Source organism: Methylophilus sp. Leaf414, assembly GCF_001425425.1.
Lineage (GTDB): Bacteria > Pseudomonadota > Gammaproteobacteria > Burkholderiales > Methylophilaceae > Methylophilus.
In genome coordinates this window covers 113988-136613 of record NZ_LMQQ01000002.1, presented here as the reverse complement: position 1 = coordinate 136613, position 22626 = coordinate 113988, and the positions used below count along the sequence as shown (strand labels likewise).

The window sequence follows — 22626 nt, the reverse complement described above, 5'->3', positions numbered from 1 at the left end:
TAAATCTGGCAAAAGCCTGGCGGGATATTATATGGAGTTTGCTGATGATGAACAGATTGATGGGCGAGTAATTTTATGGGGTGGATATGAGCAGCAATGCAGCATTCAGTTCACCTGCATTGATCTGCCTGACCAGGCGCTCTTGCTCTATGCCGTCTTTTAAAAAAATTAGCGTCGGCCATAATTTAACCTTGAATGAACGGCCCAGCCTGCGGCCTTTGCCATCTTCGATTTTAATATGCTGCACCTGCGGGAATTGGCTGAGGCCTGATGTAATAGCGGTTTGCGCGGCCTGGCAGTGACCACACCAGCCGGTACCGAATTCGAGTACCACTGCGCCTATCAATGCATCGACTTGTTCACGGCTTGGTTCTGGTAATGGCTGTGTTTCAAACATTGAATCGAGTAACTCAAGTTTAAACGGCGACGTTTTTAAAGTTGAACTGAACGCCCGAGTCACTTTGCACGATCTCGCATTGCTCAGAGATATTGGCTACCCAATCCCAATTTTTTAACAGGCCGGTGTTGATGGTCTCGGTGACTGCGCATGCCTTGTTCCAGGTGAACTGGATGCTGTCTCCCTGCGCCCTGATCTGCAGTTTTTTTTCTGTGCCTTGTTTGTCCGCCAGCAGGATGATGCCTGCACATAGTAATACCCTGGCTTCCTGTGCCGGCAACATCTGCTGTTCAGACACATGATTAGCGATAATAAGATTGTTGGTATAGCACTCCATCTTGAGCAGCTCTACACACTCACTGACCAGCTCATCGGCAGGCAATTGAAACGGGCTATCCTGGGCAACCCAGGTGAACAAATTCTGGGTGGCGTTGGTTAAAATCTTGGCATTGAGTTTGATTTCATCGACTTGTGTCTGAATATATGCCGCATCTGCGCTGCCAGCATGTACTTTTCTGCTCAGCACATGCGAGAGCAGCGTGATCGGTTGTAATTTACCGAGCATCTTGTGGCGAAGGCCGGGCATTACGCGGTTGATCACTTCGTTTCTCAACTGATCGAATAATGCGGTGTCGGCCACTATGCTCATTGCCTGGTCCCGGAAAAGCGTTCAATGGCGGCCATAAAAGCATCCATCTCGAGCGGTTTTTGGCTCCACTCTACCGAAAACGGCAACGCTTCACAGTGCTGCTCGCCATAGCCGGAACAGACCATGATGCCAATGGCCGGCTGGATAGTTTTCGAGATTTTTGCCAGTTCAATGCCCGACATCCCTGGCAGGCTGACGTCTGTGATCAGCAGGTCAATGGCGGATGGCTGCCGCAAAATATCCAGCGCATGGTGAGCCTCGCTGGCAGTGACGATGGCATGCCCCTGCAATTCCAGCAATTCGCTCAAAATTTCCCGCGTATCGAGATCGTCTTCAACAATCAGTATATTCATGCATAGTTTTCTATTGATTAACTTAAAATTGATCGTTTAGTTTTGGGTACGTTTATTCATTCGCTATGCCCGGCTACGCTTTGCAGGGGCAAATGGAGGGTAAATGTACTACCGACATCTTTCTGGCTGAGCACAGTGATTTCACCACCATGCGCTTCAGCTAATTTACGCGAAATATACAGACCCAGGCCTAAGCCGGCTCTCACTTCGTTACCAGAGGCGCGTTCAAATGCCTCGAATATATTCTTTTGCTCATGTTCGGAGATACCAATCCCCTGGTCAGTGACTTGTACGATAGCTAACTCGCCTTCGCGTTTTAAAGCCACCTGCACCGGCTTGCCTTTGCCATACCTGATGGCATTCGTGATCAGGTTGATAATAATCTGCTCTATGCGGAATGCATCCCAATAACCGGCCACTTCTGTTTCTGCTTCCAGCTGGATTACTGTACCAGCCTCTTTTGCGAGCGGCGTCAGGTCTTCAGCCACTTGCCTCACCAGTACCGACAAATTCGCATCGCCCGTCTGGATGGAAAGTTTGCCATTTTTGATCCGGGAGACATCCAGCATATCTTCAATCAGCCGGATAATGCTTTTTATTTGCCGTTCGCCGCGTCCTAGCATTTTGTGCAGGTTTTCAGGCGTGAAGGCAGAGAGATTATTCTTGGCTAATTGCGCGCGCCTGACCTGTACTTCCATGAATAGCGTATTCAGCGGCGTGCGCATTTCATGCGCCACCAGGGACATAAACTCCTCACGCATGTTCAGTGAATGTTGCAGCTCCTGCTGGGTAGATCTTAGCTGGCCCAACAAAAACTCCTGCTCGCGCCGGCTTTCTTCCAGGGCCTTGACCTGATGCTCAAACGCCACGCGATGGCGGAACAACTCGACAAATACGTTCGCCTTACTTTGGACCGCATTGATGTCTAATGGTTTATACAACACATCCACCGCACCCGCGCCATAGCCTTTAAAAGCGTAATTCAGCTCCATGCCGGCGGCAGTGACGAATACGATAGGCACATGTTTTGTTTTTTCGGTGCCGCGCATCAGCTCGGCCAGCTGGAAGCCATCCATTTCCGGCATTTCGACATCGACCATTGCCAGTGCGAAGTCATGTGCCAGTAACAGCTCCAGCGCGTCGATACCACTGCTGGCCTGCATGATGATCCGGTCAGGCGCACGCAGGATGGCATCCAGTGCCCGCAGGTTTTCAGGCAGGTCATCGACGATCAACAACTTGATTTTTTCGTTACTATCTCGCATGTCCATCCATAAATTGCAGCAATAACTGCCTGATGCCGGATAATCCTTCAATGAGGTCCGGCGTTTGTAATTTGATGGCTTCGCTCGGCATAGTACCCGATTTTGCTTCCCCCGGTGTTTGCACCACCGTAAAGCCACCATACTGCTTAATCGTTTTCATGCCCATGGCTCCATCCAGATTCGCCCCGGTCAATAATATTCCCAGCAGGCCAGGGCCATAAGCCTGCGCTGCACTTTCCATCAGGAGGTCTATCGATGGTCTTGAATAATTCACCGGCCTTTCACAACTCAGGGAAAAAGTGGCGTCACCCTCTACCAGTAAGTGGTAACCGGCCGGTGCAAAATAGAGCCTGCCATTGAGAATGGTGGCTTTATCCTCGGCATCCATTACTTTAATGCGTGTCCATTGCTGGAAAACTTCAGCCAGGTTACTTTCATGGTGATCAGGCAGGTGGATGACACAGATGATAGGCAAGGGATAATCCGGTGGCAGAGGACAGAATAATTTCATCATGGCTTCTATGCCACCGGCAGAAGCCCCCACTACCACGGCTTTAATCGCCTGCAGCCGCGCTTTTGCCTGATGATCACTGTCCATTAGAGCTTCCTGAACAGCTTATCTTTTTTCACGATCGCTTCAAACTGATGTGAACAGGAGGAGAAGTCCAGGCTTTCTTTGTGCCCTAGCCCAAGGAAACCGCGCCTGCACAATGACTCGTGAAACAGGTTATAAGCACGGCTCTGCAAAGCCTTGTTAAAGTAAATAACCACGTTACGGCATGAAACAAAATGGGTTTCCGAGAACACTGAATCGGTCGCCAGGCTGTGATCGGAAAAAGTGATTTTTTCTGCCAGGGCTTTATCAAACAAAGCTCCGCCATAAGCGCCGGTATAGTATTTTTCCAGGGTAAATTTACCGCCCGCTGCCTGGTAATTTTTAGTGTAAAGCGCCATTTTATCCAGCGCGAACACGCCTTTTTTAGCTTTTTCCAGCGACACAGGATTGATGTCGGTGGCATAGATAATACTGCGCTCCAACAAGCCTTCTTCCTGTAACAAAATCGCCAGCGAGTAGGCTTCTTCACCCGTGCTGCAACCTGCCACCCAGATCTTGAGCGAGGGATAGGTTTTTAAAACCGGCACCACCTGTTCGCGCACCGACAGGAAATATGAAGGATCCCTGAACATCTCGCTGACGGGAATGGTGAGGTATTGCAGCAACTGCATAAACACGGCCGGGTCATGCAGTACCTGGTCTTGCAGCTGTGAGATGGACTCGCAGCGCAACGCACTCATGCCCTGCTCTATCCTTCTCTTCTGCGAGGCTTTGGAGTAGTTCCTGAAATCATAGTTGTACTTGAGGTAAATCGCCTCAATCAACAACTTGATTTCAATGTCTGCATCCGGCAACTGCATGCTTACAAGCGCTCCAGGTTTGGTATCCAGATGCGTAGCAGGGATTGCAGCCTGTCTATATCCAGCGGCTTGGCCAGATAGTCACTGGCACCAGCCTTCATACATAGTTCCTGGTCATCCTTCATCGCTTTTGCTGTCAAGGCGATAATAGGCAGACGGGCAAATTCAGGCTTTTTCCTGATCTCGCGCATAGCTTCGTAACCATCCATTTCCGGCATCATGATATCCATCAGCACCAGGTCGATATCTTGCAGCTGCTGCAGTTTTTCAATCGCTTCCAGCCCGTTACGGGCGATATCCACATGCAGGCCCTTATGTTCAAGGACTTTGGTCAGCGCAAAAATGTTGCGCACATCATCATCCACCACCAGAATTCTCCTGCCTTCAAACACGCGGTCACGGTTCCTGATGGTTTTGAGCATGGATTGATGTTCAGCCGATAGCTGAGATTCGACTTTATGCAGGAACAAAGTGACTTCATCCAGCAGGCGTTCAGGGGACCTGGCACCCTTGATGATGATGGAGTTGGAATATTTGAGTAATTCCATTTCCTCTTCCCGCGTCAGATTACGGCCGGTGTAAACAATCACCGGCGGGTACGAAAGAATTTTCTCTGTGGACATGCGCTGTAGCAGCTGGTTGCCCTTCATGTCCGGCAGTTTCAAGTCGATGATCATGCAATCAAATACTTGTGTTTGCAGTTGTTGCAGGGCTTCTTCACCCAGCTCAACCGCCACGATCTCGATATCGTCATCGGCTAGTAACTGGATGACGCTTTCACGCTGCCTTGCATCATCTTCAACCAGCAGCACGCGTTTGATCTGCTGGGTATATTTTTCTTCCAGCTTTAAAAACACCTCTTTTAACTCGGCCCGTGATTTCGGTTTCAATGCAAAACCAATCGCTCCCAGTTGCAAGGCCGCATCCTGCTGCTCAGCCGCAGAGACGGCGTGCACGGGAATGTGCCGGGTTTCAGGGTTTTCCTTGAGCTGTTGCAATACCGTCAAACCAGAAGCATCCGGCAAGCGGATATCCAGCAGGATCGCCTGCGGTTTATGGGTTTTTGCCAGCCACAAACCCTGGGAAGCGTTATTTGCCACCAGACAGCTGTACTGCATTTCATGCGCGATGTCATACAGAATCTTGGCGAAATCCTTATCATCTTCGATCACCAGCGCGAGTCGGTTAGCATGCTGGATATTGTCGCGGTCATCGGGGAACGCAGGCAGGGCCATAGCCTCTGGTTCCGCCGTTTTCGGCGCTACCGCTACCGGCGCGGCCGCTGGTTTTACCTCAGCGACACGTGTCGGGGTGTCTCTGGTTTCGCTAACCACCAGCGGACAGGTTAGGGTAAATGCGCTGCCACTGCCGGGCGTACTTTCCAGCGTCAGCTCGCCACCGAGTAACCTGGCCAGGTCACGCGAGATGGATAAGCCAAGGCCGGTGCCGCCATATTTACGGCTGATCGAGCCATCCGCCTGATGGAATGCTTCAAAGATATTCTGCTGCTGGTCTTTGGCAATGCCAATGCCGGTATCACGCACCGTAAAGGCAACCTGGTCATTGCCATGCGCTGCAATCGACAGCGTTACTTCGCCATTTGCCGTAAATTTAAAAGCATTGGAAAGCAGGTTTTTTAGTATCTGTTCCAGCCTGAATTTATCGGTGGTAATGCTCAGAGGCGCATCCGGGCTGACCGAAACCTGGAATTGCAATTCCTTTTCTTTGGCGACAGGCTCAAAATTTATTTTCATCGCGTCTGCCACACTTTGCGTGGTGACCGGCAGAAGATTGAGCTCCAGCTTGCCTGCCTCCACCTTGGAGATATCCAGGATATCGTTGATCAGGTTAAGCAAGTCATTGCCTGACGCATAAATGGTTTCAGCAAAAGTCACCTGTTCTTCATTCAGGTTGCCTTGCGCGTTATCCGCCAGCAATTTTGAAAGGATCAGCGCACTGTTCAGCGGCGTGCGCAGCTCGTGCGACATATTCGCCAGGAACTCGGATTTATACTGGCTGGATGACTGTAATTCTTCGGCTTTTTTCTCTAATTCTTTTTGTGCCGCAATCAGGGATTCATTCCGTTGATCAATCAATGTTGCCTGGTGTGCCAGCTGCTCATTGGTTTGTTCCAGTTCCGCTTTCTGGTTTTCCAGCATGGAATGGGATTCTTCGAGGATAGTCGATTGTTCCTCCAGCTCTTCATTCGCAGTTTTGAGCTCTTCCTGCTGGACCTGAAGTTCCTCATTCAATTGCTGCACTTCGGCATAGGCACGTTGCAGGCGTTGTTTGGCAATCGTGGCCTCAATCGCCGAGCCCAGATTATTGGCAATAAACTCCAGCAGGGCCAAATGCTTTTCCGGGATTGCTTCCAGGAAGCCCAGTTCCATGACCGCATTTACCTGTCCGTCACTTTTCAACGGAATGATGACAATGCCGTTGGCCGGAGCCGAACCCAGCGCGGAATGGATGCTGAGGTAGGTTTCGGGCAGATTATTCAGCTGCATGATCTCGCCGGTAAGCGCCACCTGCCCCACCAGACCTTCATGTTTGAGTATATGCTCGGCAGGCAAGCCAGAATTGTCGGTGAAGCCGTAAGCAGCGAACAGGCTCAGCGTGCCATCCTCCTTGTATTCGTAGAGGGCGCCGACCTTCATAGGCACATATTTGGACAGAATGGCCAGCGCTGTTTTACCCAGTTCCGGCAATGCAAGTTGCCCTAGCCCGCTTTGCACGATTTCCGCCTGCCCCTGGCGCAGACGGCTTTGTTCCTGCAGATACTCAGCATGCTCGGCCTGCTTATTCAATATTTCGCTGTAATTTCTGGAAAGTCCCATCAGGTCTTTGCGACCCATCAGGGCCAGCACGCCGCTGACCAGCAGGCTGATAATCAGGAAAGCAACCACACTCGTGTAAGTGGTGCTGATGGCCTTGTCATTTCTTTCCTTGAGCAGGCGTTGCTCGGCTTCCAGCGTCTGGCTCAGGTCTTTTCGCAATTCATCAAACTGCACCTTGCCGCGCTGTGAGCGGACCACGGATAAATAGTCCTGGTTATTCTGGCGCAGCTCTATCATGGATTGCGCATATTTATCCCACTCGGTAATCTGGCTCTTGATCTTGCGGAAGCGGGCCACCTGGTAATCGTTATCCACCACCATCTTGATCAGGCTATCCAGCTCGGCTTGCACCAGCGGACGGGCCACCTGGTAAGGCGTCAGGAATACTGGATCGCCCGCAAGCAAATAACCTCGCATGCCTGACTCCATATCGGTAGAAAGCTTGGCAGTTTCATTGATTTTGCCGATGACTTTCTGTGTATGCTCCACCCAGTTCAAGGCGGATAGCAGGTTGAAAATCAGCACAACAAATATAATCGCGCTCAGGACACCAAGCGCTAAAGGCAATGTGATATTGCGGATAAGAATCCTGCGGAAACCGATTTGGTCTACTTGTTGCTGTTCTGTCATTGCTGTTCCTGGAAATATCTCTGCTTAACCCAATAAAGATACCGTAGATAGCATGGTATGGCTAGCCATAGCCACGATTTGGCCGGAAAAGATTTGTTTGCAAGATCGCCGCTAAAATCTGTCAGTCATTTTGTGTACAAAAATCCGCGTTTATTATTCAGCTAACGCAAGGATAATAATGGCTTCCATGATTCGGGCTTGTGTGATAATTTCCCTTCAAAAGTAACGTGAAATTGGCTGGTGCGGCATTCAGTTGATGTATCACAACCAGTAGAAACTCATCATTAAGGCCCCTCCATGGATTCTTCCCATTTTCTTGTCCAAGCAGCGATATATCTGTCTGCCGCCCTCATTCTGGTCCCCATCTTCAAAAGGCTGGGCCTGGGCTCGGTACTCGGTTATTTAATTGCCGGCATCGTGATTGGCCCGTATGCGATGAAACTGATTGCAGATCCGGAGCATGTGCTGCACTTTGCTGAGTTTGGGGTGGTGCTGATGCTGTTCCTGATCGGCCTTGAACTCGAATCGCAAAAGGTATGGGAATTACGCAAGCTATTATTTGGCCTGGGCGGTATGCAGGTAACACTGACCATACTGGTAGTGACAGTGATTGCTCACACCCTTAGGTTTAGCTGGAGCGAATCCATTATTATTGGTATGGGGGTGGCGATGTCCTCGACCGCGATCGGACTCACCGCGCTGATTGAAAAGAAGCAGTTGCACACCTCAGGCGGGCAAGCTGCTTTTGCGACTTTGCTGTTCCAGGATTTATCTGTCATTCCCTTATTTATGTTGCTGGCATTTCTGGCACCTGACCGTTCTGCCTCCAGCTTTGATCTGCTGGCAGTGACCAAGGCGATCGCCGTGATTGTCGCCATCGTTCTTGCCAGCCGGACGGTATTGCGCCCCATTATGCGTGCTATCGCGCAGACCGGCGTGAGGGAAATTTTTGTCGCCTTTTCACTGTTGCTGGTCATCGGTATTTCGCTGGCGATGGAATCGGTGGGCTTATCAATGGCCCTCGGAACCTTTTTAGCTGGCGTATTACTGGCTGATTCGGAATACCGCTATGAGCTCAGGCTGGATATTGAGCCAGTGAAAGGTTTGTTGTTGGGCCTGTTTTTTATTGCGGTCGGCATGACGGTGGATTTATCACTGGTAGCCAATCAGCCTCTGCTGATTTTCGGCTTCGCATTATTGATTGTCGCCATCAAAATTGGCGTGCTGATGGGGCTGGGCTGGGTGTTTAAATATTCTCTGCGTGACAAATTATTGTTCGGCTTTTCCATTTCGCAAATCGGCGAGTTTGCTTTTGTTATTTTTGGCCTGGCCTTGGCGCAAAACTCTATTTCACGCGAAACCTACAATATCCTGAATGCGATAGTCGCCGTCTCCATGCTGACCACGCCTATCCTGCTGTTACTGTATGACCGCTTTCTAAGCCTGCAATGCAGTGAACGGCCTAAAGATGCTATCCCGGAAAATAACAGTGTCATCATTGCCGGCTTTGGACGTTTTGGCCAGATCGTGGGCCGCGTGCTGGTTGCCAAAGGGATTACGCCGACCTTGATTGATAACGACCCTAACCAGGTCGATTTGATGCGTGATTTTGGCTGGCGTTGTTATTACGGTGATGCGTCGCGACTGGATTTGCTGGAAGAAGCAGGTATCGCCGAAGCGAAGTTGCTGGTGATTGCCGTGAATGATTCTGCCGCTGCGCTGGAGATGGCGAAACTGGTCAAGGAGCGCTGGCCTGCCGTGGCTATTGTCGCCAGGGCCAGAAGCCGTACCGACGCGTTTGATTTGCGCGAACTGGATTTAAACCCAATCCGGGAAACCTTTTATTCTTCGCTGGAAGCCGCCAGACAATCTTTGCTGGCTATTGGCGAAAGCGCCAGCGTGGCTGAAAAAGTCGTCAGGCAATTTGAAAAGCATGACCTGGATCAGCTTGAGGCTACATTGAAAATCCGCCATGACCGCAAAGCCATTTCCAGTCTGATGGAACAGGGCCGGCAGGATTTGAAAACTTTACTTGAGCTGGAAAGCCCTAATACAGAGACGTAAAGATATTCCTACAAAACTTAGAGTATTTGCCCTATAAATTTTTCTATTTTTTGCCGTTAATGTTCATATATCACGAGCAGCGGAATTAACGCTAATTTTGCTAAGTGTGAATAGCGCAATGGCTTCTACGGAAGCCCCTTTTTATGCCCAATTGATGAGCGAGCCTTTCATGAAAATAGAATTCAAAAAATCAGAAATGCAATCCAGCCTGGATTTTGTATATATCAACGGTGTATTAGCAGGCGAGTTTATTTCTGATGTGGAAAAAGAATCCTATTTGTTTGTGCCTGACGAAGGCGATCGCATATTGCTTACGCGTGTTGCTTATGACGAGGCATGCAAACTTCTCACTGGTGAATTGACGCAGTTGTATATTTATCGTGGGGCGAAAGCTGCCTGATTACTTTATGGATAGCGTCTGGCTTTATAACTTCAGGATCTTACTCAATTCCCGGAAACAAGTTATCACTCGCTAGCTGCAGCACTGACTATTGCCAGTCCCAGTTTAAGATCGTTCACTAACTGCTCATAATATTGCTGTTTCGCCGCTTCATCCATTGTACGCAGGATAAATGATGGGTGATAAGTTACTAGCGCCTGCCTGCCCTCTGGCAAAGTAAACAGTTTTCCCCGATTGCTTTCCATCTCCAGCGCTACGCCAGTAATTGCATGTGCCGCGACCGTTCCCAACGCAATCACAACCCTTGGCTTTACAATGGCCATTTCCCCTTGTAACCACGGCCAATAAGTCTTGATATCACCTACACCAGGCAACATACGCACCCGGCGCGTGCCTTGCAGCTTGAATTTATAGTGCTTGAGTGCATTGGTGATATAAATGTCTGAGCGCTGTATACCCGCATGCAGTAAAGCCTGGTTCAGCAGTTTCCCGGCCGGACCAATAAACGGCTCACCCGCCAGATCTTCCTGTTCGCCCGGTTGTTCTCCCAGCAGCATCAGAGAAGCTGGCACCGCACCGATGCCTAATACGGCTTGCGTGGCATGCACCGCCAGCGGAAATTCTTGCGCCAGCATACTTTCATTCCATCTGCGTAATGCAGCCATTACTTGTGTTTCGTCTACAGGGATGGCGCTCTGACTGCTGCCTACGTACTTGACCACTTTACGCTGCGGCACGGTCGGTTCGGCTGCAATCATGCTATCCATGCGTTGCGAGGAGTTCGCGATCAACTCGGCTATCAACGGGGCTTCCGGCAGATTGCGCCAGTATTTTTTGGGCATTTGCGACTGCATCGCTGATATCTTGAGCCTTGCCGGGTTGAAGATACTGCGGTAATACGAGCGCCATAAATCCTCACCGGCATCATCAGCCGGTGCATCGGCTTTGTTAGCCCCCGGACTATAACTTAACGCTGTACCATCCCAATGCATACAGATAGAAGGCGTAAGTATGGACCAGCGCATATTGGTAAATCGCCCGGTGAAGAAAGGTGCAGAAGCTTCGACGATGTGATGGCTGGGCTCAAACCAGGCCACAAACTCGGATTCTCCACCCTCAATCTCTATTTCGCGGAATCGCACAAAGGCCTTCATCTTGTGCAGATCACGGCGTACGGCTTTGATCATAAACTGAATGCGCGCTACATCCGGATCGAAAGAAATCCGCAATAGTTTCTGCTCGTCTTTCAATCGCCACAACAGGCGGTACAACAAGCCAAAACGGGTCGGGTCGCTGTGCAAGATGGCTTTACGGCAAAGCTCAATAAAATCGCGTGGGACCTTGAATTGATTGACTGGAAATTGACTAACCTGTGGTTGGCTAATTTGTGATTGGCTGGAATGGGGAAGGACTGATGGCGATTGATCAAATAACTGATTATGCTGCCTATCCGGCTTGAATTCAGGGCTATCGAATAAACTGACGCCCTCATCACCCGCCCGCCATTCGATATTTTCAGGTGCGATGCCTTGAGCTAGCAAAGCCCGGGCAGCGTTGCGCCAGCCTTCAAAATCGGTTTCATTGGCTAGCCGGACTACCTGCATGTGGCTTTCTGAATACGTTGAGTCTGCAATAAGGGATAGCTCGATTAGCTAGAACGGTTCGAACAGGCCGAACTGTTGCGGGGCTATCGATTGCTGCAAGCGCTGTTTCAGGTTGTTGTCATCCAGGCTGCGACCAGGATGATAGTCAGGCAGCATCACGAACGGCAGCACTTTTTTCATCGACACGCGCAAACGCGCCAGATCGTCATAACGGATGGGGCGTACTCGGCGGGCAGTCACAATACGTGCAACGCTGGTCACCCCCAGCCCAGGTACGCGCAATAACATCGCCTTGGGTGCACGGTTAAGGTCAACCGGAAACTGCTCGCGATGCTGCAATGCCCAGGCTGTTTTCGGGTCGACATCGAGATCGAGCATACCATCCTGGCCGGTCACTATCTCTTGAGCATCAAACCCGTAAAAGCGTAATAACCAGTCGGCCTGGTATAGCCGGTGCTCGCGTACCAGCGGTGGCGCTTTCAGCGGCAGCATTTTACTGGCATCAGGTATCGGGCTGAAGGCCGAGTAGTAGACACGCCGCAAGCGGAACGCACCATAGAGGTTGGCGCTGGTATCGAGAATGGCGCGATCGTCTGTCGTATCCGCACCGACGATCATCTGCGTGCTCTGGCCGCCGGGAGCGAAGCGCGGCGGTTTTTTGCCGGTCAGCGTTTTATCTTTGCTCTCGTCTATCTTGAGCCGCAAATGACCCATGGAACGGCGTATGGCCTGCCCATCTTTTTCAGGCGCCAGCGTACGCAGGCTGGCGATGGTAGGCAGCTCGACATTGATACTGAGGCGGTCAGCATACAAACCGGCGCGGGCCATCAGTTCAGGGCTGGCATCTGGAATCGTTTTCAGGTGGATATAACCGCGAAAGTCATGCTCTTCGCGTAGTACCCGCGCCACCTCCACCACCTGCTCCATGGTGTAGTCCGGATTACGGATAATGCCTGAACTCAGAAAAAGTCCTTCGATGTAGTTGCGCCGATAAAAGCTCAGCGTGAGGTTAACAACTTCCTCTACACTGAAGCGCGCACGGGGCACATTGCTGCTGACGCGGTTAACGCAATAGACGCAGTCATACACACAGAAATTAGTCAGCAAAATTTTCAGTAGTGAAATACAGCGGCCATCAGGCGCGTAGCTGTGACATATGCCCATGCCAGTAGTTGAGCCTATGCCTTTGCCGCCTGTCGAAGTACGCTTGTCGGTGCCGCTGGAGGCACACGAAGCATCGTATTTAGCGGCGTCAGCCAGTATTTCGAGTTTTTGCTTAAGCTCCATGCCGGTCTTTTTGAGTGGGTTTCTTGAATGAAAGCAGAACAGAAATATGACCCGGCAACGGCTTCTTGGTTCTGGAATTAGCCATTTAGAATTATGTTTTTCTATAAGCTAGTCGCGCGTGCCGCAAGTGTGACGTCTCCCCTTCAAAACCCTAACCATATCTAAAAGTACGAGTTCATCATTCATCATATTGACGAAAAACTACTTATACCCTCAACAAGAAAAAGGCCCCATACGGAGCCTTTAACTTATTAACATTTGATCGGATTTTTTATTTGATCAGACGCTAGATGCTGTTAAACATCCAGTGAGCCTACACTCAACGCATTGCTTTCAATAAATGCGCGGCGTGGTTCTACGTTATCGCCCATCAATGTAGTAAAGATTTCATCAGCACTGATGGCATCGTCAATTTGCACTTTGAGCAAGCGACGCACGGTTGGGTCCATGGTGGTTTCCCACAGCTGCTCCGGATTCATCTCTCCCAGGCCTTTATAGCGCTGGATGTTCAGGTTGTGTCTGGCTTCACCTAATAACCAGTCCAGCGCCTGTTTGAAGGTACTGACGCGTTGCTCTTTTTCGCCGCGCTTGATCAATGCACCCTCACCCAGCAGGTTGTTCACCAGCTGCGAGGTACGGTTGATCTGGCGGTAATCCCCGCTGCCGACAAATTCTGCATCAATCACACAACTTTGCAGGTTGCCGTGCACGAATTTATTCACCTCCAGGCGGTAAGCGCTGGTTTCGGTATCCTGGACCACGATCACTTCGGAACCAATGGCACCGAGGATAGGACGCAATTTACTGGCAGCTTCATTAGCGGTGGCTTCGGTGCTTAAGTCCAGCTCACCCAGGTCCTGAATGGCGCGCAATACGCTTTCATCATACAGGTTGGCAATACGACGGATCACCGCTTCAGTCAGCACCATTTGTTTGGCAATGCTGGTCAGCGCATCGTCTTTCAAGCTTTCACCACCTTCACGGGTCAGCAACTCTGCACCTTTGAGCGCTGAGTTCAGCAGGTATTCATCCAGCTCGTGTTCATCTTTCAGGTAACGCTCATCACGGCCCTGTTTGACTTTGTAGAGCGGTGGTTGCGCAATGTAAATATGACCGCGCTCTACCAGCTCAGGCATCTGGCGGTAGAAGAAGGTCAACAGCAAAGTACGGATATGGGCACCATCGACGTCAGCATCGGTCATGATGATGATACGGTGGTAACGCAGTTTATCGACATTAAAATCCGCTTTGCCTATGCTGGTACCCAAGGCCGTAATCAGCGTGGCAATTTCTTGAGAGCCCAGCAGCTTGTCAAAACGGGCTTTTTCTACGTTAAGGATTTTACCTTTGAGTGGCAGGATAGCCTGATTTTTACGGTCACGGCCTTGTTTGGCTGAACCACCCGCAGAGTCACCCTCGACCAGGTAGATTTCGCACAATGAAGGATCTTTTTCCTGGCAATCGGCCAGTTTACCTGGCAAGCCCATGGTGTCCATCACGCCTTTACGGCGGGTAATTTCACGCGCCTTACGGGCGGCTTCACGCGCACGGGCAGCTTCTACAATCTTGCCACAGACGATTTTGGCATCGACCGGATTTTCAGCTAAAAACTCTGCCAGTTTGGCAGACACAATCTCAGACACTACCGGCTGTACTTCACTGGAAACCAGTTTGTCCTTGGTCTGGGATGAGAACTTGGGATCAGGTACCTTGACCGACAATACACAAGTGATGCCTTCACGCATGTCATCGCCAGTGGTTTCCACTTTGGCTTTTTTAGCGAATTCGTTTTGCTCAATATATTGATTCAAAGTCCGCGTCATGGCTGTACGCAAACCGGTTAAATGGGTACCACCGTCGCGTTGCGGAATATTATTGGTGAAACATTGCACCGTTTCAGAGTAGCTGTCATTCCATTGCATGGCGACTTCTACCGTCATATTGTCTTTTTCACTGATTGCGTAAAACACTTTTGGGTGCAAAACAGTTTTACTGCGGTTCATGTATTCCACAAAACCTTTGATACCGCCGCTAAATTCGAAGTTTTCTGACTTGCCGGTACGCTGATCGATCAATTCGATTTTCACACCATTGTTCAGGAAAGATAATTCGCGGATACGTTTGGCAAGGATTTCAAAGTGGTATTCAACCAGCACAAAGGTATCAACGGAAGCCAGAAAATGCACTTCAGTCCCTTTTTTGTCAGTAGTGCCGGTAACGGCCAACGGCGCTTGTGGCACACCACGCTGAAACTCCATCTGGTGTACTTTACCTTTGCGGTAAATTTTCAGCCTTAACCAGTCGGACAAGGCATTCACTACGGACACACCCACGCCATGCAGACCACCAGACACCTTGTATGAGTTCTGGTCAAACTTGCCACCGGCATGCAACTCAGTCATCACGATTTCAGCAGCAGAACGCTTAGGCTCGTGTTTGTCGTCTTCTTTGATATCAGTGGGGATACCGCGACCGTTATCAGAAATACTGATGGAATTATCAGGATGGATAATCACTTTAATGTCGTCGCAATGACCAGCCAAAGCTTCATCAATCGCGTTATCCAATACTTCAAACACCATATGGTGCAGGCCAGAACCGTCTGACGTGTCACCGATATACATGCCTGGACGCTTACGCACCGCGTCCAAACCTTCTAAAATCTTGATACTGTCTGAGTTATATTCTTGTGGCTGTGCCATAACAAAAGTTTCTTTATTTGATTAAAAGACGATTGAAACCAATACATTCCGTGTTTCACGTGAAACAGGGTAATCCTGCATTATATGCGCATTGGCATCACAACGTATTTATAGTTGGTATCGCTGGCAGTAGTGATCAGGCAACTGCTATTGGCATCGGCAAACGCAAACTGGATGTTTTCATCGCCCAGATTGTTCAAAACATCAATCAGGTAAGTGACATTAAAGCCAATATCCAGCGCTGCTTTGCTGTAATCAATATCCAATTCTTCTTCAGCCTCTTCCTGCTCAGTATTAGTACTGATCAGCTTAAGCTGGCCATCGGTGATCACCATGCGGATACTGCGATATTTTTCGTTAGATAAAATTGAAGCACGTTGCAAGGCACTCAAAATTGCCTGGCGATTCACTTCAAACGTATTCTGGTGACCATTGGGGATTACGCGGTTGTAATCAGGAAATTTGCCATCGATTACTTTACTGATCAGTTGAATATCACCAAATTCAAAACTGACCTGGCCGTTCAATAAATCAATCACTACCGGTGAATCAGATTGTTCATCCAGTAATTTGGTTAATTCCAACACGGTCTTACGCGGCAGGATTACTTCAGTTTTTTCAAACTCCTGGTCCAGTGTTGTATTGGTATAACTCAGGCGGTGACCATCGGTACCCACTACATGCAACTGGTTACCTTGCACTTCCATCAACAGGCCGTTCAGGTAATAGCGGATATCCTGTTGCGCCATAGCGAATTCAACCTGTTTCAACAGGCGTTTCAGTTCTGATTGCGCCAGGCTGAAACTGATGTTCTGGCCGCTGGCTTTGCTCATTAAAGGATAATCCGCAGCAGGCAAGGTTTGCAGGTTAAATCTGCTCTTGCCTGCTTTCAGGGTGATGCGGTTATCCTGGTTATTCATTTCTATCGTGGTGCTGTCAGGCAATGAACGGCAGATATCCAGTAATTTCTTGGCAGAGATGGTAGTACTCAACTCACCCTCAACGCCACTATTTACTTTTAGTGAAATCTGCATTTCCAGGTCGGTCGCCGTCAAATGCATTTCCTGTTGTTTGATGTTAATCAACAAATTGGAAAGTATCGGTAACGTATGTCTGCGTTCTACGATTCCGGTGACATTGTTAAGTGGTTTTAGCAATACTTCACGGCTGATTTTGATTTGCATGGCCTGACCTAATTAATAACTTTATTTCAATATATAAAAGATAAGAATAATAGTAATGATACGATTATTTGTGGGTAACTTAAAAACCTATTAAAATTCAACCACTTGTTGCACTGTTAGCTTGTGTATAAATTGCGGTTTAAACCTGCATTGTTTGTGCCTGGTATTGTAAACTGAATTTATCTTGGCTTTACGCAATATTTAAACACAGTTCATTCGCATCTTATCCACAGCTTTTGTTTTCAATCTGTTGCTTTAATCTCTGATGACTAATCTCTAATTACCTGCGTTAAAAAACCGATATCTCGAGCGAGCGTCTGGTCATTTAAACGCAATTGTTCAATTTCGTCACAGGCATGCATCACCGTTGTATGGTGACGTCCGCCAAAGGCTTCGCCTATCTCCGGAAAGCTGTGATTGGTTAGTTCTCTGGCTAATGACATGGCTACCTGGCGTGGCCGAGCCACATTGCGTGAGCGTTTTTTGCTGAACATATCACTGACTTTAATCTTGTAATAGTCAGCCACCGTTTTTTGTATGTTCTCTATGGTAATCTGGCGGCCACGCACTGCAATCAGATCACGTAAGGCATCTTTGGCTAAATGTACATCGATAGCATGGCCGGTAAAGTTGGCCATGGCGATAATACGGTTGAGTGCACCTTCAAGTTCACGTACGCTGGAACGGATCTGTTTGGCAACAAAAAACGCCACATCTTCATGCAGGTTGATTTTGAGCGTTTCGGCTTTTTTACGCAGAATGGCTACGCGCATTTCCAGTTCCGGTGGCTCAACAGCCACGGTCAGGCCCCAGCTGAAGCGCGTGCGCAGACGTTCATCCATATCCACGATTTCTTTTGGATAGGTATCACAGGTGATCACGATCTGTTTTTTTTCTTCAATCAAGGTATTGAACGCGTAAAAAAACTCTTCTTGCGTCCGCGTTTTCTTGGCGAAGAATTGAATGTCATCGATCAGCAATAAATCCAGGGAATGGTATTGCTGTTTAAATTCATCAAACGCTTTATTTTCATAGGCTTTCACCACATCCGATACATAGCGCTCGGCATGCAGGTAGCGGATATTGGCATCCGGTTTAACTTTTTTCAGCTCGTTACCAATCGCCTGTAGCAAATGCGTTTTACCCAGCCCTACTCCACCATAAATAAATAGCGGGTTATAGGCTTGGCCCGGATTACCGGCAACTTGTATTGCGGCCGCACGTGCCAATTGATTGGCGCGCCCCGTCACATAATTATCAAACAGGAAACTGTTATTCAGCCCGCTGCTCTTTTCAGCTTTTAAATTTTTAACCGGCGCACGGCTAGGCAGTGGTTTCTTTTCAACAATTCTTTCCAGTGCTCTTGGCGGGAGTTTCGCTGAAGGTTTTTCACTAGTACCAGAATCAATATTTATAGAAGGCATACCTGCGGCTGGATTCACCAAACCCGGTTCGGTTTGCAAAATGCTGCTATCGACAATCAGTTCAACGACGACTGAGGTGGAGAGTTCGTGTGCAATGGTTTCAATGCGGGTGAAGAACTTGCTTTTCACCCATTGCATCACAAACTTGTTAGGCGCAACAATTTGCACAGCCTGACCATTCACGCGTGCTCGCAGGGGTTTAATCCAGGTATTGTATTGTTGTGCGGACAGTTCCTGTTCGAACTTCAGCAGACAATGCGCCCAAAAATTTTCCATTGCTCCAGTGTTTTTCAATATCATGCAAAAAGCTTACTCCTGCTTGTCAGCCTTGGAGAAGTTTGCGTTTTATTCTTTATAATTGCCAGGAAAGAGTGGCAGAAGTGGGAATCAGATCTATTCAACTGCCTGATTCACTGGGAACATTCTAAACGTTTTAGCATGAGTTATCCACAGCCTGCACCCATAAAAATATAAAAAAAATCATTGACATAGTCTGTCGAAATCATGTTTAATTAAGGGTTTTTGAAATCGGCAAAATTCAGCTGGGAAATCAGCAGAGCCGAAACAGATTTTAACTGCCGGGATTATTCCCTACTTGGCACAGGAGCTAAATAATGAAACGTACCTACCAACCATCTAAAACACGTCGTGCCCGTACCCATGGCTTTCTGGTGCGCATGAAAACCAAAGGTGGCCGTGCAGTCATTGCTGCCCGTCGCGCTAAAGGCCGTAAACGCCTGGGTCTGTAATTCCCGGTGTGGCATTGCTTAGCCAATGCATGACATTATAAAAGCCATGACATTGTACAAGCTTAGAAAAACGGATGAATTTTCATCCGTTTTTACTTTCAGGAAACGGTTGTATGGCGAGTGGTTGCTTGCCAATATAAAACCAAACCAGCTAGCGCAGCACCGTTACGGTCTGGTGGTCTCAAAAAAAATTGCCAAGCTGGCGGTCAGCCGTAATTACATGAAGCGCGTACTGCGCGAGTTGTTAAGAAATCAACCATCACCGGCAACAAGCGGTTATGATGTCGTGCTTCAGGTACGCAAGAAATTTCAGCATGCGGATTTTCCTGCAGTACAACGAGATCTGTCACTTTTGCTGGTTAAGCTAAAAAAAACGGCTGTTGTTTCCTGATAAATCCGATGAAAATGGTACTGATTACTTTGATTAAGTGTTACCAGTGGGGCTTGAGTCCCTGGCTGGGGCGTCAATGCCGTTTTCATCCAACCTGTTCACACTATGCGATTGAAGCTTTAGAACGCTATGGCGCTGTTAAAGGCTCAAGATTGGCATTGGCACGTATTGGCCGCTGTCATCCCTGGCATCCCGGTGGTGTGGACCCTCTTCCTTGACTTGTAAAAACGAAACCTTATGGATACTCGCCGTTTAATTCTGTTCGTCATTTTTTCTTTCTCCATCATGCTGCTATGGGATGCCTGGCAGAAAGAACATGCGCCTGAAACCCCTGCGACGCAAACTGCCGCGACCCCACAAGGTGCCCCTGCGGATAAGCCGCAAGAAAATGGCGGCTTCAGCCTTAAAAAAGGTGAACGCATTTCTGTAAAGACCGATCTTTATTCAGCGGTGATTGATACCGTTGGTGGTGATTTGCGCCAGTTGTCTTTACTTGAACATAAAGCAGATGACAACTCAGGCCCCTATGAGCTGATGAGTGATCAAAGTAAGGAAAAACTCTATGTCGCACAGACCGGCCTGAAAGGTAATGGCCTGCCTACGCATTACGAGACGTTTACTGCAGCCAATACCAGCTATGTGATGCAAGAGAGTGAAAACTCACTTGAAGTGCGTTTGACTGCACCGGAAACTAATGGCATTGCAGTAGACAAGATTTACATTTTCCATCGTGGCCAGTACCAGATTGATGTGCGCTACGAGATCAAAAACAACAGTGCACAAGCGATTTCTCCTTCTGTGTATTACCAGATCATCCATGACCGTGAATCTAATCAGGGCTCAAAAATGATGCCTACCTTTACCGGTGGCGCCTATTTCAATGAGGCTGATAAATATAACAAGGTCAAATTCGATGACATGGCGAAAAAGGATATCTCCCTTACCGCCAAAGATGGTTGGGTTGGCTTGGTTCAGCACTATTTTGTGAGTGCCTGGATTCCGCAATCCAAAGCAGAACAGAAGTTCTACACTACCAAACTCAGCGAAAGTGATTTTTCAATCGGTACTATTTTACCGGTGGGCGAAATTGCTGCCGGCAGTAGCAAAACAGTCGATGCCAGATTATTCACAGGCCCGCAGGAGCAGGATGCTCTGGAAGCAGCTGCACCTGGCATGGAATATGTGGTTGATTACGGTATTCTGACCATCATTGCCAAACCATTGATGTGGTTGTTGACCCATATTTATGACCTGGTCAAAAACTGGGGTGTGGCTATTATTATCCTGACAGTATTAATCAAGGCTGCTTTCTTCAAGCTATCAGCCTCCGGTTACCGCAATATGGCCCATTTGCGTGAAATAGCACCACGCATGCAGGCGTTAAAAGACAAGTTTGGCGATGACAAACAAAAGCTGCAACAAGCCATGATGGAAATGTATCGTACTGAGAAAATTAACCCTATGGGTGGCTGTCTGCCTATTCTGGTGCAAATCCCGGTGTTTATTTCCCTTTACTGGGTTTTGCTGGGCTCAGTGCAACTCCGTCACGCGCCTTTCTTCGGCTGGATACAGGATTTGTCAGCGACTGATCCATACTTCATCCTGCCTATCCTGATGGGCGCGACCATGATTATTCAAACCACTTTGAATCCACCACCTACGGACCCTATCCAGGCCAAGGTCATGAAAATCATGCCGGTGCTGTTCAGTGTGTTCTTTTTCTTCTTCCCGGCTGGTCTGGTCTTGTACTGGCTGGTGAACAATATCCTTTCCATCTGGCAACAATGGGCGATTAACCGGATGATACATGCGGAAACAGTTGCCAAAAAAGGGCATGGCAAGTAATCAACAACCGGGTAACGTAAACTTAGGAAATGCCAGCGCAGAAATGACTCCGGCTGGCCTTAAGCTACCAAACCCTGCCCCTATTGATTCAAGCACCGAAACCATTGCCGCTATTGCCACCGCGCCCGGTGCCGGTGGCATTGGTGTTGTCAGGGTCTCAGGTCCATTATCCAGGCAGATAGCCGAACAAGTCCTTGGTTACTGCCCTGCTCCCAGGCTAGCTGCCTATTTACCTTTTCTGCAAGCTGATGGCAGCCTGATTGATCGCGGCATAGCCATTTATTTCCCTAATCCACACTCTTATACTGGTGAAGATGTATTAGAGCTACAGGCTCATGGTGGTACAGCGCTGATGCAAATCCTGCTGGCGCGTTGTGTGGAGTGTGGTGCACGCCATGCGGTAGCGGGTGAATTTACCCAGCGAGCTTACCTGAATGACAAGATTGATCTGGCGCAAGCTGAAGCAGTGGCTGATTTAATCAACGCCGCTACCGCTGAAGCAGCACGCAGTGCCGTTCGATCACTATCCGGCGAATTTTCACAAGCTATTCAAACACTATTGCAGCAATTGATAGACTTACGGATGTATGTCGAGGCTTGTTTAGATTTCCCTGAAGAGGAGATTGATTTCATTAGTCAGGGTCGTGTATTGGAAAAGCTGCAAGCCAATCAGCAAACTTTACATACTATCCATACCAAAGCCAGGCAAGGTGCCCTCTTACGCGAGGGTTTAAATGTCGTCTTGATAGGTCAGCCCAATGTAGGGAAATCCAGTTTACTGAATGCCTTGTCTGGTGAAGATATTGCCATTGTGACGCCAATCGCCGGCACCACGCGCGATACGATTAAAAACGTTATTCAAATCCAAGGTGTGCCGTTACATATCATTGATACGGCAGGCCTGCGCGAGACTGAAGATATCGTTGAACAGGTAGGCATTGAACGTACATGGAAAGCCATTCAATCCGCGCAAGTGGCATTATTGCTGATAGATAGCCAGAACGGTATTGGGCCATATGAAACCAGCATTCTTCAAAAGTTACACGTTGAAATTCATAAAATATGGGTACATAACAAGATAGATGTTTCACGTGAAACATCTCGTGTAGAAAATCGAGGAAAAGAGACACACTTGTTTTTATCAGCCAAGACAGGCGATGGTATCGCTGCCTTGCAAAAAACGCTTCTTGAAATTGTTGGTTATCAACCAGGAAGTGAGGGTGTGTTTATGGCGCGCGCACGACACCTTCAAGCATTGCAGCAAGTGGAGTTACATCTGGATTTGGCGTCAAAACAAATGCATGCTGCTGAACTGATTGCCGAGGAATTGCGTAGTGCACAGGAGGCGCTGGCCTCAATCACTGGTGAATTTACTCCTGACGATTTGCTGGGCGAGATATTCAGCAGATTTTGTATCGGTAAGTAAAAC

At 48.7% G+C, this 22626-nt stretch carries 19 protein-coding genes; 7 read left to right on the top strand and 12 right to left on the bottom strand.

What is annotated here, in order from left to right:
* Positions 1–73: 73 nt before the first annotated feature.
* Genes ASG24_RS05105 through ASG24_RS05075 form a run of 7 tightly spaced genes read right to left on the bottom strand, consistent with a single transcriptional unit; the run spans position 74 to position 7547 of the window.
* Positions 74–397 carry a thioredoxin family protein gene (locus tag ASG24_RS05105; RefSeq protein ID WP_055868648.1) on the bottom strand — a complete coding sequence of 108 codons (324 nt, stop codon included), beginning with the start codon at positions 395–397 and terminating at the stop codon, positions 74–76.
* A gap of 19 nt (positions 398–416) precedes the next feature.
* On the bottom strand, positions 417–1046 hold the full coding sequence (locus tag ASG24_RS05100) for a hypothetical protein (RefSeq protein ID WP_055868645.1): 630 nt from the start codon (positions 1044–1046) through the stop codon (positions 417–419).
* Positions 1043–1399: a response regulator gene (locus ASG24_RS05095; protein WP_055830660.1), complete on the bottom strand. Its 357-nt coding sequence runs from the start codon at positions 1397–1399 to the stop codon at positions 1043–1045. The genes ASG24_RS05100 and ASG24_RS05095 overlap by 4 nt, the downstream gene beginning before the upstream one ends.
* Before the next feature lie 56 nt (positions 1400–1455).
* Positions 1456–2664: a hybrid sensor histidine kinase/response regulator gene (locus tag ASG24_RS05090; RefSeq protein WP_055869337.1), complete on the bottom strand. Its 1209-nt coding sequence runs from the start codon at positions 2662–2664 to the stop codon at positions 1456–1458.
* Positions 2654–3262, bottom strand: coding sequence for a chemotaxis protein CheB (locus ASG24_RS05085; RefSeq protein ID WP_055830662.1), 609 nt, complete (start codon positions 3260–3262; stop codon positions 2654–2656). The genes ASG24_RS05090 and ASG24_RS05085 overlap by 11 nt, the downstream gene beginning before the upstream one ends.
* A complete protein-coding gene (locus ASG24_RS05080) occupies positions 3262–4080 on the bottom strand; it encodes a protein-glutamate O-methyltransferase CheR (protein WP_055830664.1) in 819 nt (272 codons plus the stop codon). The genes ASG24_RS05085 and ASG24_RS05080 overlap by 1 nt, the downstream gene beginning before the upstream one ends.
* 2 nt (positions 4081–4082) lie before the next feature.
* Entirely contained in the window at positions 4083–7547 is a 3465-nt protein-coding gene (locus tag ASG24_RS05075) for a response regulator (protein ID WP_055868644.1), read from the bottom strand.
* Positions 7548–7844: 297 nt separating this feature from the next.
* Here ASG24_RS05075 and ASG24_RS05070 point away from each other — a divergent pair, with 297 nt between their 5' ends.
* Positions 7845–9611 (top strand): monovalent cation:proton antiporter-2 (CPA2) family protein, encoded by a 1767-nt coding sequence (locus ASG24_RS05070; RefSeq protein ID WP_055868641.1) that lies wholly within the window; start codon positions 7845–7847, stop codon positions 9609–9611.
* 169 nt (positions 9612–9780) lie between these two features.
* Positions 9781–10011: a hypothetical protein gene (locus tag ASG24_RS05065; protein ID WP_156376485.1), complete on the top strand. Its 231-nt coding sequence runs from the start codon at positions 9781–9783 to the stop codon at positions 10009–10011.
* Positions 10012–10076: 65 nt separating this feature from the next.
* Here the strand turns inward: ASG24_RS05065 and ASG24_RS05060 are convergent, their stop codons facing one another.
* From ASG24_RS05060 to dnaA, 5 genes are all read right to left on the bottom strand, one after another.
* A complete protein-coding gene (locus ASG24_RS05060; protein WP_055868639.1) occupies positions 10077–11615 on the bottom strand; it encodes a UdgX family uracil-DNA binding protein in 1539 nt (512 codons plus the stop codon).
* A gap of 48 nt (positions 11616–11663) precedes the next feature.
* Positions 11664–12902, bottom strand: coding sequence for a putative DNA modification/repair radical SAM protein (locus ASG24_RS05055; RefSeq protein WP_055868637.1), 1239 nt, complete (start codon positions 12900–12902; stop codon positions 11664–11666).
* 296 nt (positions 12903–13198) lie between these two features.
* On the bottom strand, positions 13199–15604 hold the full coding sequence (gyrB, locus tag ASG24_RS05050) for a DNA topoisomerase (ATP-hydrolyzing) subunit B (RefSeq protein WP_055830676.1): 2406 nt from the start codon (positions 15602–15604) through the stop codon (positions 13199–13201).
* An 80-nt stretch (positions 15605–15684) separates the two neighbouring features.
* Positions 15685–16788: a DNA polymerase III subunit beta gene (dnaN, locus tag ASG24_RS05045; protein WP_055830679.1), complete on the bottom strand. Its 1104-nt coding sequence runs from the start codon at positions 16786–16788 to the stop codon at positions 15685–15687.
* Positions 16789–17057: 269 nt separating this feature from the next.
* A complete protein-coding gene (gene dnaA, locus ASG24_RS05040) occupies positions 17058–18488 on the bottom strand; it encodes a chromosomal replication initiator protein DnaA (protein ID WP_055869335.1) in 1431 nt (476 codons plus the stop codon).
* A 338-nt stretch (positions 18489–18826) separates the two neighbouring features.
* On the opposite strand from dnaA, the gene rpmH reads away from it, so the two are divergent.
* Genes rpmH through mnmE form a run of 5 tightly spaced genes read left to right on the top strand, consistent with a single transcriptional unit; the run spans position 18827 to position 22623 of the window.
* The gene (rpmH, locus tag ASG24_RS05035; RefSeq protein WP_018987191.1) at positions 18827–18961 is read left to right on the top strand and encodes a 50S ribosomal protein L34; all 135 of its coding nucleotides are present in this window, start codon (positions 18827–18829) and stop codon (positions 18959–18961) included.
* A 25-nt stretch (positions 18962–18986) separates the two neighbouring features.
* Positions 18987–19352: a ribonuclease P protein component gene (rnpA, locus tag ASG24_RS05030; RefSeq protein WP_235562313.1), complete on the top strand. Its 366-nt coding sequence runs from the start codon at positions 18987–18989 to the stop codon at positions 19350–19352.
* 14 nt (positions 19353–19366) lie between these two features.
* The gene (gene yidD / locus ASG24_RS05025) at positions 19367–19570 is read left to right on the top strand and encodes a membrane protein insertion efficiency factor YidD (protein ID WP_369814158.1); all 204 of its coding nucleotides are present in this window, start codon (positions 19367–19369) and stop codon (positions 19568–19570) included.
* 19 nt (positions 19571–19589) lie between these two features.
* A complete protein-coding gene (gene yidC, locus ASG24_RS05020; protein ID WP_055868635.1) occupies positions 19590–21197 on the top strand; it encodes a membrane protein insertase YidC in 1608 nt (535 codons plus the stop codon).
* A gap of 43 nt (positions 21198–21240) precedes the next feature.
* Positions 21241–22623, top strand: a complete 1383-nt coding sequence (mnmE, locus tag ASG24_RS05015) for a tRNA uridine-5-carboxymethylaminomethyl(34) synthesis GTPase MnmE (protein WP_055868996.1) — start codon at positions 21241–21243, stop codon at positions 22621–22623.
* Positions 22624–22626: the final 3 nt, after the last annotated feature.

What these genes read in the sequence shown, in the direction of transcription:
- ASG24_RS05095 (WP_055830660.1), bottom strand. Translation starts at nt 1,399, where the DNA reads ATGAATATACTGATTGTTGAAGACGATCTCGATACGCGGGAAATTTTG.
- rnpA (WP_235562313.1), top strand. Translation starts at nt 18,987, where the DNA reads ATGCATGACATTATAAAAGCCATGACATTGTACAAGCTTAGAAAAACG.
- ASG24_RS05100 (WP_055868645.1), bottom strand. Translation starts at nt 1,046, where the DNA reads ATGAGCATAGTGGCCGACACCGCATTATTCGATCAGTTGAGAAACGAA.
- ASG24_RS05105 (WP_055868648.1), bottom strand. Translation starts at nt 397, where the DNA reads ATGTTTGAAACACAGCCATTACCAGAACCAAGCCGTGAACAAGTCGAT.
- ASG24_RS05080 (WP_055830664.1), bottom strand. Translation starts at nt 4,080, where the DNA reads ATGCAGTTGCCGGATGCAGACATTGAAATCAAGTTGTTGATTGAGGCG.
- ASG24_RS05075 (WP_055868644.1), bottom strand. Translation starts at nt 7,547, where the DNA reads ATGACAGAACAGCAACAAGTAGACCAAATCGGTTTCCGCAGGATTCTT.
- rpmH (WP_018987191.1), top strand. Translation starts at nt 18,827, where the DNA reads ATGAAACGTACCTACCAACCATCTAAAACACGTCGTGCCCGTACCCAT.
- dnaN (WP_055830679.1), bottom strand. Translation starts at nt 16,788, where the DNA reads ATGCAAATCAAAATCAGCCGTGAAGTATTGCTAAAACCACTTAACAAT.
- ASG24_RS05065 (WP_156376485.1), top strand. Translation starts at nt 9,781, where the DNA reads ATGAAAATAGAATTCAAAAAATCAGAAATGCAATCCAGCCTGGATTTT.
- ASG24_RS05085 (WP_055830662.1), bottom strand. Translation starts at nt 3,262, where the DNA reads ATGGACAGTGATCATCAGGCAAAAGCGCGGCTGCAGGCGATTAAAGCC.
- yidC (WP_055868635.1), top strand. Translation starts at nt 19,590, where the DNA reads ATGGATACTCGCCGTTTAATTCTGTTCGTCATTTTTTCTTTCTCCATC.
- ASG24_RS05070 (WP_055868641.1), top strand. Translation starts at nt 7,845, where the DNA reads ATGGATTCTTCCCATTTTCTTGTCCAAGCAGCGATATATCTGTCTGCC.
- gyrB (WP_055830676.1), bottom strand. Translation starts at nt 15,604, where the DNA reads ATGGCACAGCCACAAGAATATAACTCAGACAGTATCAAGATTTTAGAA.
- dnaA (WP_055869335.1), bottom strand. Translation starts at nt 18,488, where the DNA reads ATGGAAAATTTTTGGGCGCATTGTCTGCTGAAGTTCGAACAGGAACTG.
- yidD (WP_369814158.1), top strand. Translation starts at nt 19,367, where the DNA reads ATGGTACTGATTACTTTGATTAAGTGTTACCAGTGGGGCTTGAGTCCC.
- ASG24_RS05060 (WP_055868639.1), bottom strand. Translation starts at nt 11,615, where the DNA reads ATGCAGGTAGTCCGGCTAGCCAATGAAACCGATTTTGAAGGCTGGCGC.
- ASG24_RS05090 (WP_055869337.1), bottom strand. Translation starts at nt 2,664, where the DNA reads ATGCGAGATAGTAACGAAAAAATCAAGTTGTTGATCGTCGATGACCTG.
- ASG24_RS05055 (WP_055868637.1), bottom strand. Translation starts at nt 12,902, where the DNA reads ATGGAGCTTAAGCAAAAACTCGAAATACTGGCTGACGCCGCTAAATAC.
- mnmE (WP_055868996.1), top strand. Translation starts at nt 21,241, where the DNA reads ATGACTCCGGCTGGCCTTAAGCTACCAAACCCTGCCCCTATTGATTCA.